The sequence below is a fragment of the Verrucomicrobiota bacterium genome, assembly GCA_016200005.1.
Classification (GTDB): Bacteria; Verrucomicrobiota; Verrucomicrobiia; order Limisphaerales; family PALSA-1396; genus PALSA-1396.
On record JACQFP010000053.1, the window covers coordinates 55,270 to 70,460 of the forward strand.

The 15,191-nt window shown below is 56.4% G+C and carries 10 protein-coding genes; 2 read left to right on the forward strand and 8 right to left on the reverse strand.

Annotation, left to right across the window (positions count from 1 at the left end; translation table 11 throughout):
• Window positions 1–110: 110 nt before the first annotated feature.
• Window positions 111–3,611, reverse strand: a complete 3,501-nt coding sequence (locus tag HY298_18895) for a TonB-dependent receptor (GenBank protein MBI3852328.1) — start codon at window positions 3,609–3,611, stop codon at window positions 111–113.
• Between the two features lie 237 nt (window positions 3,612–3,848).
• Here HY298_18895 and HY298_18900 point away from each other — a divergent pair, with 237 nt between their 5' ends.
• Both HY298_18900 and HY298_18905 read left to right on the forward strand, forming a co-directional pair.
• Window positions 3,849–4,466, forward strand: coding sequence for a sigma-70 family RNA polymerase sigma factor (locus HY298_18900; protein MBI3852329.1), 618 nt, complete (start codon window positions 3,849–3,851; stop codon window positions 4,464–4,466).
• A 499-nt stretch (window positions 4,467–4,965) separates the two neighbouring features.
• Window positions 4,966–6,522: a response regulator gene (locus HY298_18905; GenBank protein ID MBI3852330.1), complete on the forward strand. Its 1,557-nt coding sequence runs from the start codon at window positions 4,966–4,968 to the stop codon at window positions 6,520–6,522.
• Window positions 6,523–6,592: 70 nt separating this feature from the next.
• Here the strand turns inward: HY298_18905 and HY298_18910 are convergent, their stop codons facing one another.
• The 7 genes from HY298_18910 to HY298_18940 all read right to left on the reverse strand — a co-directional run bounded on the left by HY298_18910 (window position 6,593) and on the right by HY298_18940 (window position 15,189).
• Window positions 6,593–7,753 carry a c-type cytochrome gene (locus HY298_18910; protein ID MBI3852331.1) on the reverse strand — a complete coding sequence of 387 codons (1,161 nt, stop codon included), beginning with the start codon at window positions 7,751–7,753 and terminating at the stop codon, window positions 6,593–6,595.
• A gap of 230 nt (window positions 7,754–7,983) precedes the next feature.
• Window positions 7,984–8,961, reverse strand: a complete 978-nt coding sequence (locus HY298_18915) for an NADPH:quinone oxidoreductase family protein (protein ID MBI3852332.1) — start codon at window positions 8,959–8,961, stop codon at window positions 7,984–7,986.
• Window positions 8,962–9,218: 257 nt separating this feature from the next.
• Entirely contained in the window at window positions 9,219–11,387 is a 2,169-nt protein-coding gene (locus tag HY298_18920; GenBank protein MBI3852333.1) for a PQQ-dependent sugar dehydrogenase, read from the reverse strand.
• Window positions 11,388–11,392: 5 nt separating this feature from the next.
• Window positions 11,393–12,574, reverse strand: coding sequence for a ThuA domain-containing protein (locus HY298_18925; GenBank protein MBI3852334.1), 1,182 nt, complete (start codon window positions 12,572–12,574; stop codon window positions 11,393–11,395).
• Window positions 12,575–12,594: 20 nt separating this feature from the next.
• A complete protein-coding gene (locus HY298_18930; protein MBI3852335.1) occupies window positions 12,595–13,713 on the reverse strand; it encodes a DUF1080 domain-containing protein in 1,119 nt (372 codons plus the stop codon).
• A gap of 68 nt (window positions 13,714–13,781) precedes the next feature.
• On the reverse strand, window positions 13,782–14,627 hold the full coding sequence (locus tag HY298_18935; protein MBI3852336.1) for a sugar phosphate isomerase/epimerase: 846 nt from the start codon (window positions 14,625–14,627) through the stop codon (window positions 13,782–13,784).
• A gap of 133 nt (window positions 14,628–14,760) precedes the next feature.
• Window positions 14,761–15,189 carry a hypothetical protein gene (locus HY298_18940; GenBank protein MBI3852337.1) on the reverse strand — a complete coding sequence of 143 codons (429 nt, stop codon included), beginning with the start codon at window positions 15,187–15,189 and terminating at the stop codon, window positions 14,761–14,763.
• Between the last annotated feature and the right edge of the window lie 2 nt (window positions 15,190–15,191).

Consider the following 15,191-nt stretch of genomic DNA (forward strand, 5'->3'; position numbering starts at 1 on the left):
AGACAGAGATCGTACTCCGTCTCATTCAAAATTCCGACAATGAATTTGGCGGACGGTCATCCGCAAAACCAGCGCCCTAGGTGCTGGCGGAATGTCACGTCTTTGAGTCCCTAAAAATTCAGCCGGAGACGCACCATGAGCGTTCGTTCGCGCGGCAGTTCGTTGTAAACGTTGAGCGGATTGAGACGGTAATCCTGATCGGTGATGTTGAGCAAACCGAGCGCCACCTCGGCTTTCCGACGCGGAAAGCGATAACCAGCAAATGCGTTGAATTGCCAGAAGTCATCGCCCGGCTCTTTCGGCGTGTAGCCCTGGTTCTCCTGGGTATACCAGCGGGCTTCGCCTTCACCGAAGAATCCGCAGGGATGATTGAAGATCGCGAACAAACTTAAGTGGTGCATAACGCCCTCCAGGCGTTGTCTTGGCTGGAAATTGCCAAAGATAAGACCGTCGGGCACGTCCACGAAGTTGTCCCTAAGAACCGCCTGACTGATGCGATAACGCGCGCCGAACGACCATTCCGCATCCACCAATTGGTTGGCCGTAAACAGCAGTGATTGCTCCTGATAATCCAAGTGCTCGCGAAGGCCGGAGGGAATGGCGAAATCCAACTGATCCGGAAGCACGTCGAAAGTCCCGACCGCTCGACGGACTTCGGAATTCAGCAGTTCACCGGAAACGCCCAGGTAAGTTCCGGTGGAGAATTTCTGCTCTAGCGAAATCCCGTAGGTTTCAAATCTCGCGCCGACATTGGCTCCCGCCACAGATTCAGGAATGATGCTCCGGAACGATTGGACAAAACCCGCCACCTGCGAAGGCTCGAGTTGGTAGCTCTGATCCAGGCTGGCGCCCGCCAGGGATCGCGCATAAGCAAAACGCGCGACCGTGTTTGGCACGGGTCTCCAAATCAGGCCAGCCTTGGGCGAAACCTGATCACTGGTTTTTTCACCCGCCGAAATGGGCGCAGTCCGAAAATTTTCAGGGAAGGTCATTCGGTCGTAGGTCAATCCCCCAATCATTTCCAACCAGTCGGTGATCTCCCACTGATGATAGCCGTAAAAACTGATGCGCCGGAAGAGCGAAGTAATGTCCTGTTGCGCTGCCGGAGCCGGAGGATCTGGAAAAAGAGCGCCGTAAGTGGAGGGCAGGTTTTGGAGATTGGCCGTTTCAAAATGACCATACTGAACGCGCGCGCCGAAAATGGTATTATGTGAGGGCTGCTGCCAGATTTGTTGCAGCTCTGCCGAATAAATCTCCAGCTTGTTGACAAGATTCTCATGCATCGTGATGCCCTGCACGCCGGTCAATGCTGTGACGCCGGGCGCAACGTCCGGCCTAAACGCAACGAGGGTCGGCTGTGCCTGGTTGGTAAACGAATCAGTATCGTCGAGGCGGGTTGCGAAGAAAAAGGTGTGAACACCGGGACTCCATTCGTGGTGATAGCCAAGGGCAACAATCGGCTCGTGTGTTTCATTATAGCGGAAGGTAGGACTCGCCATAGTGGGACGATAGTACTGGGCCAGGTCCCCGCCTTCTGCCTCAAAGTGTTCAGCCCGCAAATAAACACTGTCCTGTGGCGAGAGTTCTTGCTTCATCGTCAAAGCGAGTTGCCGCTCGATGATGTCATTATTCAGCCGCTGGCCGGGGTCGGAACGATAGAATGCTTCCAGACTGTAGTTCAAGTTCTCGAAAGTTCCGTACTGTGCGCCGGATTGCCTCCACGCGCCTCGACTTAGGTATTCCGTGCTTGAAACGACCCCGAAACGATCCCGTTCAAACAACCGGGAATATTCATGCTGCGAGATAGCAGGTGTAAGCGCGCCCGCGCTCACCGGGGCGAGCAAATCGGCCAGCAGATATTCGTTCAAAGCGGCAGTCTCATAACGAAGGTTGACCAAGTTCGGATCGCGAACAGCGTTGTAGCTGTTGGCCAAAAAAAGGTGCGCGGAATAGTTTCCATAATCATGGTTCACCGCGCGGGATGCTTCGCGCACGGCGACATCGGACATGCCGGCGTCGTGATACATTGCCGCAAGATTGGCGCCGCGCACGGCCTGGTCCTGGTCCAGCAAAAGTTGCGAGCGATAGACGCTGCGGTTGTCGTTCAATTCCGCCGACTTTTCCAGGTCACGAATCGCTTCGTTGATCCGGTTGTTCTGCTGATTGAGCAGGGCCGAATAAAGCCACGCAGTTGGGTCGTTCGGGTCCAGGTGTTTCGCGAGTTCAAGTTCCTTTGTGGCGCGAGGGGAATCGCCCGCGTTGGCGTAAGCCTTGCTTAAATAACTTCGCAACACAGCACGCTGGGGCTCGAGCGCCGCCGCCACCAACAAATCTTCGCGTCCGCCCGCTGCGTCGCCAAGACGGATACGGCACAGCCCCCGGCCGAGCCAGGCATTGCCGAGAGCGCCATCCACGGCGAGTGCGCGATCGAACCAGAAGATAGCCTCGCGAGTCTTGTTTTGCGCCGCGAGCAGGAAGCCCTTCAAAGCGAGTGCTTCGGCGTTACGGGGCGTGAGTCCGAGGCTTTTGTTCAAGGCGTCCAGCGCGCTTTCCGTGTGGCCGAAACTAAACTCCAGTTCCGCGACGCGTTCCCAAGCGAAGCCAAAATCTGGCGAGATGGTCACGGCCTGTTTTGCCAGATTCAACGCGCGTTCCAGCGAAATTTCGCGCACAGCGCGGGATTGTTCATGGTAGGAATTCGCAAGGAATTCCGTGGCCAGTTCCGGATTGACGATGGAGGGACTCGTCTGACGCTTCACCGCGGCGATGAGTTGGCGCAAAGCGGTGGCGAGCCGCTGAGGGCGCGCAGAGGCATCGACAACAGACAGCGAAGACAGCGCCGCTTCAGCGTCCTCGACTTGTCCGACACCAAGGAGCAGCGCCGCGTAATAGACACGTTCGGCGTCGGAGTCAGGCTGGCGCGTGGCCGGATATTTCGCCAGCGCCGCCAATAAATCACCCGCACGATATGCATCAATGGATTCGGCAAGGATTCTTTGCTCGTCGGACGTGAGTGGCAGTTCCGCCAGATCGAGCACCGCAGGATAGTAAAAGCACCATTGAAGGACGTTGTTGGCGATAAAACCCGCTGTACGAGCTGGCGCTTGGCCCAATTCCGCAACAGCCTGCTGGCCATTTGTGAGGACGAGTGTGGCCGGCTCGTTGCCAAACTGAATTCTGCCATCGATCACGGACAAAGTTGTAAATTCCGTGGCATTCGTGGCAGTGATCGCCATGACGAACTCGGTGCCCTCCACGCCCGCAACCGCGCCGCGCGTAATCACGCGGATGCGCCCCGGCGTGTCGCGATGGAAAAAGGAAATAATCCCCCGGACCAGGTGCAGGCCGAATTGTGCCTCGCGCGAGTGCGGCGGGAGAATTTCGAGTTCCGTCGAAGCGCCGAAAGGCAGGATACTTTGATCCGACCAACGAAGTGCGCCCCGGCTGTTCACCCCGGAGCGCAATCGGTCGAATGGGTGCAATACTTGGTTGGTTTGCGTGAGCACCCAGGTCGTGGCACCGGCGGGGGAGATTTCCACCGCTCCCTGGAGTTCCGCGATTCGGATTTCATTTTTGACCGCACGGACTGTTGCGGACTGCGCGCAGGACATCTCGGCCCAAGTTGCAAGACATCCCAAAATTGCAGCCAAGACAATCTTCCGACCGCCTGTGGGAAATGGGTTCAATCGTTGTTTCGTAGCGCGTGTTGCACCATGTTTAGGTGAAAAGTTGTCGCCGATCAAGTGATTCGTATGCTACCAGATTCGCTGTTCCCCTGTCCTCAACTCCGCTTCCATTTGATTTGTCGGCGATTGGGCCAAACAATACACTGGTGCGAGACACACTATATGGACGAGTTGATTCCAACGCGCGCGACTCTGATCCAGCGACTCAAGAACTGGCAGGACCAGTCAAGCTGGCAGGACTTCTTTGATACTTACTGGAAGCTCATCTACCACGTTGCCCTTAAAGCTGGTTTGCGAGAGGCCGAAGCGCAGGATGTGGTACAGGAAACAATGATTTCTGTCGCCAAGCACATGCCCAGTTTCAAGTATGACCCGGCGATTGGCTCCTTCAAGGCGTGGCTCTTAAATATGACGCGTTGGCGCATCAGCGACCAACTCCGCAAGCGCGAAATTGCCGCCGAGCACCGTGCATTTTCAAATGACACTGCCACAGGCACCCGCACGGTGGACAAAGTGGTCGATCCGAGGAGTCAGGAATTAGACGCCGTGTGGGAGGCCGAATGGAAAAAGAATCTGTACGATGCCGCAATTGCGAAGGTGAAGCGTCGTTTTGATCCGCAGAAGTATCAGATCTTCGACCTTTACGTAAATAAGGAATGGGCACCCGCCCGAGTGGCCACTGCCTTCGGGGTGTCTATTGACCAGGTTTATTTGGCCAAACATCGCGTGACGGAGATGATTACGGAAGAAGTCCAACGACTGGAAATGCAAATGACATGAAGTCTGATTCTGTGGTCGCGGATACTGTGGGTAAATGCGATTGAAAAGCATCTTTTCCTTATTCTCGAGCAGGTAACGTTTCTCGATCAAGGAATTGCAAAGCAGCTCGTCGGTCATCCCGCATCTCCTGGCAACCACAGGGGAAAATCAGATGGAAGTGCCTGCCTCGCTGCTGAACGAGCGCTTTCCAATAGCTCACGATGACCGGTGATAAGTCCGCCTGCTGCAACGGCTTTATTCACTCAATTCGTGCTGAATCCGCTTTGGTCGGCTCCCAAATGATTTTTTTTGAAAGATTTCCGCATTCCTTCCGTATTGATCTTGGGAAGAGCTATTTGGGTTGCGATAGAAACGGGCAAGAAAGGTTTAGGGGGCGTGTAAAGCCCGAGGCGGGGAAGCTGTTGCATGGCTTTCCCTGCAACAGCTTTTTTGAAGGTTGGAGTCTGGCAAGAGATCAAGTGGCAATGACAAATAAATACATTTTGGCAAAGCAAATATCATGTCCGCCGCACGGATTTTACTTTTAGAGGACAACCCTCACGACCGGGAACTGTTGGAACGAACGCTGAGGGTTAATGGCGTGACGTGCGAAATCGTTCACGTCGAATCGGAACAAGCGTTTCAAACGGTACTCGAAAAAGCCAAGGCCGATTTGATTATCTCGGATTTCTCGCTTCCGTCCTATGACGGCATGGCTGCACTGGCTCTGGTCCAGAAACTTCAACCAGAAACTCCGTTCATTTTCGTATCCGGGACCATCGGCGAGGATCGGGCTGTGGAAAGTCTCAAATCCGGTGCTACGGATTATATCCTCAAAAACCGTCTTGAGCGGCTGGTGCCAGCGGTACGGCGCGCGCTGCGCGAAGCTCAGGAGCGCACGGAACGCCGGCAAATCGAGCAACAGTTGCGCCAGGCGCAGAAAATGGAGACCATCGGCCAACTCGTCGGGGGCGTGGCACACGACTTCAACAACCTGCTCGTGGTCATCCGTGGCAATGCCGAGCTTGTGCTGATGGATGTTGAGCAGCTCAGCGAAGATGCCAGAGAGTCCCTCAAACAGATCGTTGCTGCCTCGGAACGCGCTGCTAACTTGATCCGTCAGTTGCTTGCCTTAGGGCGCCAACAAGTCATGCGGCTTCAACCATTGAACCTCAATGAAGTTGTCGAGGATCTGACTCGAATGCTCGACCGCATTATCGGCGAGAAAATCCATCTGCACTGCAGTTACACCATGCCCCTCCCTCTCTGCAAGGCCGACGTAGGCATGATGGAGCAGGTTCTCGTTAATTTGATCGTCAATGCTCGTGACGCAATGCCCCACGGCGGCCAGCTAACCATCGCAACAGAGAAAACCAACCTAGATGAAGCGCATGCAGCCGTTCATCCTGAGACTCGCGCTGGTGAGTTTGTTTGCCTGACGGTGAGCGACACTGGGACCGGTATTGCATCGGAACATTTGCCGCGAATTTTCGAGCCGATGTTCACAACGAAAGAACAGGGTAAGGGAACTGGTCTCGGATTGGCCACGGTCTATGGCATTGTAAAACAGCATCAAGGTTGGATCGAGGTATCGAGTCGGGTGGGCGTTGGTAGCAGCTTTAAGATTTTCATACCAGCTATCGCATCCCCTGCGACAACCGCGACTAGACCAGAAGCGGAAGCAAACTTACCGGGTGGCAATGAAGGAGTTCTCCTGGTGGAAGACGACGTTGGAGTTCGTATCATGACGCGGCGTGTCTTGGAGACCGTTGGTTATCGCATTTGGGAAGCCGCCACCAGTCGGGAAGCTTTGGACATCTGGAAAACTCGCGCGCCGGCAATCGATTTACTGTTTACGGATATCATCCTGCCCGACGGCCTCACCGGCCGCGAATTGGCAGAACAATTATGGGCGCAAAGACCGGCGTTGAAAGTCATTTTCACGAGTGGCTACAGCGCCGATGTGGCAGGCAAAGATACAGAGTTCCTCCGACGAACAAAGAGTTACTTCTTACAGAAACCGTGCCCCGCACCTACGCTCATAATGATGGTGCGCCGTTGCTTGGATGGGGAATAGGGAATAACTCGACTCCTAAGAAATGGCACAAATCCTTGTTATAGATGATTCCGCCGAAATGAGGGAGACGCTAGAGCAGACGCTCAGGACGGCTGGCCGTTTTCTTCAGCGACGCAAGATATTCGACTAAATCCACGAGGTCTTGTGTGGCCATGGCTTGTTGCAAACCGGTTGGCATGAGCGAAGCCTTCATCTGTTGGCGTTTCACAATGTCGGTTTTCTGATAACGGCTCACGATGCCGGTCTGGGCCTTGATCGTCAGCTCATCCGCGCTCTCGCTTACGATCAGGCCGAACGCTTCGTCGCCGTTTCTCAGATCGATTTGCCACGCCTCGTAACCGGAGGAAATGCCGGCGTTCGGATCGAGGATGGCCTCGTAAAGCGCATCCTTGCCCAGTTTGCTGCCGATTTCGGAGAGGTTTGGGCCTACCTCCGCGCCGTGGCCGTTCACCTGATGGCACTTGATACAGCCGACGGTTTCGCGGGCGAACACTTCAGCCCCACGCACGGGATCGCCTTTCATTCTTAACAATACAGCGATGGGCGGCAATGGCTCGGCGTTCCGGCCCTGTGGCAAGGGTAATAGCTTAGCGGCCTCGGTTTTGATCTCGGTCCAACGAACGTTATTGAGTTCGGTGCTCGCCGTGAATTTTAAATCGTCAGACAGTTTTTCTTCTCTGGCCAATGTTAGTATCGCCGCCGCGCCGTCCTGAATCCTGGCCATTGAGCGCACGACTTGCTTTCGCCAGTTCACTTCGCGATTCGTATCCGTCACCAGCGGCGCGAGGAACGGCACGATTTGTTTCTCGCCGGTGTTGCCCAGCGCTTCGATGACTTTGATTGCGTTGGTGCCGGTGAGCGAATTTGTCAGCAACGCGAAATCCTGATTGGCGAGTATCAACCGCATCGCTTCGACCCCGCTGCTGTCGTTTGGATGTTGAATGGCGAATGCCAACAAGGCCGGGCTTTGGTCTTTGATTTTGAAGTCACGGACGAGGTCGACGAATTGCGGAGTGCCGCGGACTTGGTCGAGTATTTTCAACACGGCGGTCTTTACCGCGGGATTGGTTTCGAGGTCGATTCCTTGTAGGCGGCTCAAAGCTTCGATGGCGATGGCCGTGCGTTCTGGAGGTTTGACGGTCTCGGGTTCAGCGGCAAAAACTGTGTGCAGATGAACCGTGAGGAGGATTGTGCAACAAACCAGTCTGATGAACGGCAAAGGAGGATTCATTCGAGAACGTGCTGAACCGGTTGCAAAAATAAATTGTCGAAAGAAACCCACCCCTGACCCCTCCCAGGAGGGGAGCTAGACCGGTCGCCAGAATATATGTCCTGATAAGAATGCGCAAACCCCTCACCCGGCCTTTGGTCACCCTCTCCCCATTCAATGGGGAGAGGGAAGGGGTGAGGGGCGATCCGGAAATTCATTTTGGCAGTCAGTCTGGCGAGCGGGCCGACCCGTCACCAATGCAGCACAATTTTCCCGACCGCTTTGCGCGAAGCCAGGAATTCCATCGCCTCGGCGACTTTCTCCATCGAATAGCGACCGCCGATCACCGGCTTGATTTTTCCCGCTTCATAGAGCGCGAAGAGATCCTTCCACGCTGCTGCGATCTTGGCCGGATTTTGTTGGCGATAAAGTCCCCAGTGGAGTCCCACGACGCTGTAGTTTTTGATCAGGATATGATTGGCGGCGAAGCTGGGAAACTTGCCGCTGGTAAAACCGATGAGCACAATCCGGCCCTCGAACGCGACGCACTTGACACTGCGCTCCCCAACCTCGCCGCCGACGGGATCGAAAATCACGTCGGCACCGCGTCCTTGCGTCTCGCGTTTGACGACCTCGACAAAATCCTCCGTCTGATAATTGAGAGCGATGTCCGCGCCGCATTCGCGAATGAGGTTTAGTTTTTCGTTCGAGCCGGCAGTGCCGATGATTTTGCCGGCTCCAAGCGCGCGCGCGATTTGCACCGCCGCAAGACCCACGCCGCCAGCGGCGGAATGAACCAACACCGTCTCGCCTTTTTTCAACTGCCCCCGATGCGTCAGCGCGAAGTACGAAGTCTGATAAACCAGTTGGAACGCCGCTCCCTCCGCTTCGCTCATGGAATCGGGCAGCGGCTGGACGGCGCTCACCGGCGCGACGGCATACTCAGCAAAGCCGCCCATGTCCACCTGCGCGATCACCCGCTGGCCGGATTTGAATCCATCAACCCCGTCACCAGCGGCCGCGATGGTGCCCGCGACCTCCAGACCGGGCGTGAAGGGCAGGGGTGGCTTGACCTGATATTTTCCGGCAATGAGCAGGATGTCGGGAAAGTTCAGCGCGGCGGTGTGGACTTTGACGAGCACCTGGCCCGGCTTCGGTTGAGGTTGCGCGATTTCATCAATCACCAAACCTTTTGGCTCACACCATTGATGGGCGCGAATGGCTTTCATTAAAAAATATTTCTTCTTACGTGGACGGAGCATTCTGCTCAAGTAGCTGGAACAATATCTGACCAACGCTCGCCCTCACCCCGGCCCTCTCCCCCAGGAGAGGGGGAAGCTTCGTCTGTCCTCAGCAAATCTTGGCGGCCTTTTGCATTCGCCGCTCCGCACAGTCCAAACGCGGTCCAGCAGGAACTCCCTCTCCCGGGGGAGAGGGCCGGGGTGAGGGCGGACGTGCACTCTGACTTCATGCGATTAACCCGCAATTATTTTTCTGGCGCGGCGCTCGTCAGCAACTCCACCAGCACGGCGTCCTTCTCCGGGCCGGTGATGAAATCGAGAGCGCGGAAGTAATGAGCGCGTTCCTTGTCCGGCGTGTTCTTGTCGTTGATGATTTTCGCGAGCAACGCCGGCGCCTTCTTGGCGCGTGAACGCCAGACGATGTCACGGCCAGCCGGCGTGTTCCATTTGTCGCCAACCTTTGCGAGCCAGGCTTCAAAAAACTTGTCCTCCTGCTTGTCCGCACCGATGCCGAGCGCTTCGAGATACCAACGGTCCTTGCCGTCGTGTTGAGCCGCGAGTTCAGCCCAAAGCGCCGGAGCTTCGGGTGACGGATTGTGACGGAGGGCGATGGCACATTCGCGGCGAACTTGCGGGGAGGCATCTTTGACCAACAGCTTGACGCAAGGAATCACATCGAGCTTCAACTCACGGGCGATGCGCAAACCAGTGATGCGGATATCGGCGTTCTTGTCCTTGAACGCCTGCTCAACATACTTTTTCTCGCTGCCTTTGATGCGGGCAAGGAGTTGCAGCGCGCGGGCGCGTTGCCGCGGATCGTTGCCTTTCCACAGCCGCAGCAAATTCTTTTCGGCCTTGGCCTGCATTTCGTGGAGCTTCGTCCAAGCCAGGTAACGTGTGGCGTGATTGGGCGATTGCAACGCCGCCCCGCAACCGGCCGCTGATTTGAGATCGAGCTTGGGGACGGTCGCCTTGGTGCCCGGCGGCGCGACTCGAAAGACGCGACCGCGCATGGTGGCCGCGACGTGGTCGCCCATGTTGTGGCCGCCCACGCCGGGATCGTGCCAGTCGGCGACGTAAAGCGAGCCATCGGGCGCGATGCACACGTCCGACGGTCGAAACCAAGTGTCGCTGCTGGTGAGAATGTTTACGATGCTGGCGGAATAGCCGGCGCCGTCAGGCTTTACCGGATAAGCGCGCACCACGTTCGGGCCGGCATCGCAGTGAATGACTTGGTTGCGGAAAACTTCTGGAAGCAATTTGCCTTCGTAAACAGCGATGCCGGTGGGCGAACCCGCGCCGGTGTGGAGAAGATTCGGCATGACGCCGGGATCGTATTGATGCCATTCGTAAAAAACCTTTTCATCTTCGCGCGCGCCTTTTTGCACCGCCTTTTTCCAACCGTCGCTCCAGCCCGCGCCGGTCATTTCGTCCTTGTAACCGAAGTTGCCGAATTCCATGACGTAGTTGATCCGCACGCCGCGATTGCCGTCGTCGTCGTTGTCCGACTGCCACAGCGTGCCGAAGGAATCGACGGCGACTTCAAAGTTGTTGCGAAAGTTGTAGGCGAGGGTTTCGAATTCGCTGCCGTCCAGGTTGCAGCGGAAGACCATGCCGTCGCGATACGGCTTGCCTTTGTCGGCGACTTCGTTGCCAGCCATGTCGATGATCGGTGTTCCGTCCGGTTTCTTCACCTGTTTGCCCGCGTTGCCGAAGTTGAAATAGAGCTTGCCGTCCGGCCCGAACACAAAGGCATGCACGCCGTGATCGTGATCAACGCCAGAAATGCCGGTGAACAGAATCTCCTTTTTGTCGGCTTTGTCATCGCCATCGGTGTCGGTGAGAACGAAAACGTTCGGCGCGCACGAAACGATGACTTTGTTGCCGAGCACACAAACACCCAGCGCGGCATTGATGTCCTTGCCTTGATAAAATGTCGTCTCCTTATCGGCGAAACCATCGCCGTTCGTGTCTTCGAGAATCACAATACGGTCACCTTCCGGGCGCAGGTACCCCCAAGGTTTGAAACTGGAACGATAATTTACGTTCTCGACGATCCAGACGCGACCACGGGCGTCCACGTCCATGTTACTCGGCTTTCGGATCATCGGTTCGCAGGCAAACAAACTGACTTCCAGACCCTCGCCGGCTTTCAAGGACTTCATTTCTTCACGCGCGGCTTCCGGACCCGAGCCGTGTTGGGGTTGGGCGTCCTCGGCGAAAGCGGTGAACAAGGCTGAGGTCAAAAGGAGAGCGCAACCCAGAGCGAGAAACGCGCACCTCAGAGCTGTAGCCGCCGACGTAAGGAGGCGGAGATTCGCGCGAAGCTGTGCCCCATTGTCCGCCTCCTTACGTCGGCGACTACCAAGAGGAGAAGTTTTATAACCTGCTTTAGTAGGAGGAAACGCTTTCATGGGATTTACTTCTTGGCCGACCAGGTGCCTTCGCCGACGTCGCCGAATTTGACCGTGCCCTTCATGGTGCCTTTGCCTTCAACTTTGCCGGTGTAGGTGACTGTGACGTCCTCGTCCTGAAGCTTTCCCTTGAAGGAGAATTTCACGTCGCTGCCCTTGATGGTGCCGGTGAGGGGGGCTTCGCCGAGCAATCCCTTGTAGGTGCCGGTTAGGGCCTCGCCGTCCTGCTTGAAGGTGAAGCTTGGCGTGCCCGAACCCTGCTGCGTTTCCACGGTGAAGGTCCATTGGCCGTTGATGTTTGCTGCGCTCGGCTTCTGACCTTTCGGGTCGAGATTTTGTGTCAGATCTCCTTCCGTGACGACGGACTGAACACCATTGGCCGGCACTTCCGCTTTGGCCGTCCACAGCAACGCGTTCAACACCAGCTTGCGGAAATCTTCGTTGCCCCAGTTCTTGTGGAAGTGCGCGCCGGTGAAGCCGAAACCGCGTCCGCCATCGGGACGTTCCACCGCCCAGGCCAAAACCTCGTCACGACCGCTGGCGGCGACGATGTGCGGATACGGTCCGCGCGGCGACGAAGATCTGCCCTTGCGCGTTTCGTCGTCGGGCTTCGCGACGAGGATCGAGGTCACGCCTTTCATCTCCGGGCGGAAACGCATGTTGTAATACCACTCGTCCTTCACTGCGAACGGCTTCACGCCGCGCGTGATCGGATGGTTGGGCAGGCTCTTGATGTCGGCGACCCAGTGAGGGTTGGTGGAAAAGTGGTCTTCGTAGTAGCCGCCAATCCAATCCAGAAATTCCGGGCCACCCTTGTCCTTGGGCACTTCGACCGCGTAATGCACGCAGGCCAGCCCCACGCCCTTCTTCATCAGTTCGCCGATGATTCTCAGATGATCACCTTGAATGATCGGGTGGCCGACGCCGCCGTCCATGAAGAACAGGATTGTGTCGGCATTGTCGAACGCGTGCGGGTCCTGGGGCCAGCCATTGAGGTAGAATGTGCTGACGACGCCCGGCTGGCCTTGCAGGCATTTGTGGAGCAACTGCACGCCGGCGTTGAACTCATGTTCGCCCGGTCCGTGACTCGGATGACCGGCGACCAGAACGATCTTCTTGTCCGCCGCGTGCAGGTTGACGGTCGAGCATAGCGCCGCGGCCAGCAATAAAGTAGTGGTGGTTTTCATGACTTGGAGATTTTGTGGAGTTACTGCGATTTACGCTTATAAACTGCAAAGACTCTGTCTGATCCATCGGTGGATTTGAAATCGGTGGGCCGGGCGCCGCCATTGAGGGCATAGCAGGACTTGAACGTGTCGCCCGACAGTTCGTAAATCGCTGCCAACTGGTCGCCTGACCCGGTGGTAACATCCATGGCCTTGAGGTTGCCGCCTTCCACAAGTTTGAAAGTTCCCGCGTCCTGACCCTGATCGGTGTCCACGGAATAAGCGTTGCCTTTGATCTTGAGCTTGACGCTGGTGAGCGATTCGGCTGGCACTTTCTCCCCATTTGCCACCAACTCCACCGCCACCCAGTCCCCTTGCAATAGATCGAAGTCAGATTTTGCCGAGGACGCGCCGGTGAGCGTCTTGATTCTGATATCCTTGAACTGCACGGTCATGGGGTCGCCGGCGTGCAGTTGCAACGCGAGGATGCCGGACTTGGCCGCTTTGGATTCCTGCTCGTCAACGACATCGACGGTCTGCTTGCCGTTGATGAAATGCTGGAGATGATTCCCCTTGGCGATGATCACGTAATCGTTCCAACCGTCCTTCTTGATGGCCGCTTGAATATCAGCCGAGTTGCCGACAGAGCCGACGACGTCCTTCACGGTCTTGCCATCGACTTCCTTGATGACGACCTTCTGCCCACGCTCCGCCAGGATGCCGCGCATCCTTTCCTCATAGAGTATGCCTGAATATGTATTGCCCGCCTCAAAGTCGGCCTGATAACCGCCAACGACGTGATCGCCGGCCTCCTTGAACTCCCTGCTGCGATATTGAATACCGGAGTTGGCAAAACCTTTATCGTTGTTCGCCGTGATTTTGTAAGAGAGGCGTAACTCAAAATCGTCAACCGTGCCGCCGCGCCAGATCAGAAAATTGTTTCCCTTGGCGGGGTGTTCCTTTGTCGTGCGGCCGGTGATCGCGCCGTCTTCAACCGACCAATGCTGCGGGCGGCCATCCCAGCCGGTGAGGTCTTTGCCGTTGAAGAGATTCTTGAAGCCAGATTCCGCTTCGGCGGCAATCAAGCATTGCGAAGAAAGGAAGATGCTTAGAGCAGTCAGAGCAGGTGAAATGCACCCACACAAAAAATTTGTTTTCATAGTTATTTGTCTTGTTGTTATCCCAAACCTCCGTCCGCCTCCTCACGTTGGCGGCTACGAAAGCGAATTTACTTCAATGTCCGCTTCAAGAACTTCAGTCCTTTCACCGCGATGTCGTTGCGGTTCGGTTCGATCTTGCGCCAGATCGCCGCGGCACGGGCGATGACTTTCACGTCCGTGGTGAACGACTCGATGACAACGTCGCCTTTGTAGCCAATCGACTTGAGCGCGCCAGCGATTGGTTTCCAGTCGATGTGATCGTTGCCCGGCGTGCCGCGGTCGCTGCCACAGGCGTGAAAATGGCCGAGGTGCCTGCCGGCTTTCCGGATCGCCGCCGCCTGATTTTTCTCCTCGATGTTCATGTGGAACGTGTCGAGGTGCAGTTTGAGCGCGGGGCTGCCGACGTCGCGGATCATCTTCAAACCTTGATCGCACGTGTTGATGAAGTCGGTTTCGAAACGGTTGAGCGGTTCCAGGCAAACCTGCCGTCCTCGTTTCTCCGCATATCGGCAAAGCGTTTTGAGATGTTTGACCACCGTCTTCCATTGTTGTTTGTATTCGTCCGGCGGCACGGCATCCGCACGACCGACGGCCGAATACTCCGGCCCAATGAGCGACGGACATTCGAGCACGACCATCTGGTCAATCAGCTTCAACATGTAAGCCAGCCCGGTCTTTTGTTGCTTGGGGGTGCCGCGCAAATCGCGGTCCGGCCCCATGCAGGCGCAGACCGAGCCACAGACCAGCCCGTGCCGGTCCAACTCGCGCTTCACATGGGCCGGGTCAATGTGCGACGGGTCTTCAATGGGAATTTCGACGGTGTCAAAGCCCCATTTCTTGAATTGACCAAAAAGCCGCGTGCTTTGGTCGGTGAACGGCGAGGTAAACAAAAATGTGTTAATGCCAAATCTCATAATGATTTTGATTGGATGGGTGAAAGGCTAGACGAACAGCGAAAAGAGTCAAAAGTATTTCCGGCCGAAATGAACGAGGACGACAAATTCTAGCACTGGCTATTGTGACAGACCAACTACAACGGCATGAGCCTCATTGCCGCTGGGTTTGCAACCGCTCGTATTGTTTGACGGCCTGGATTGCGCGGGCGTCGCCTTTGTCGGCGAGGTTATGGATTTCCGTCATGACGGCTGCCATCGCGTCATTCAAGTCGATCCGCTGCTGGGGGGAAAGGGTGGGCATGGCGCGCAACCGTTGCAGTCGTGTGACGGCGTCTTCCAGTTGTCCGGCCTTGTATGACGCCATGGCCTGGCTCATCTGCTGCGACGGTTTGGGTTCGGCTACGGGTTGATTCTCTTGCGAAGGCTGGGCCGGAGCTCGTTCCGGGGCCGGCTCCTCGCTGGCCAGCGTGCGGGTGGCTTTCTCGAGCACGGCGTTGGCATCGGTCTTCCGGCTACAGCCCGGAAACGCCACAGCCAGAATCGCGCTCAAGAATAATCCCCGGCAACAGTTCTTTTTCATTT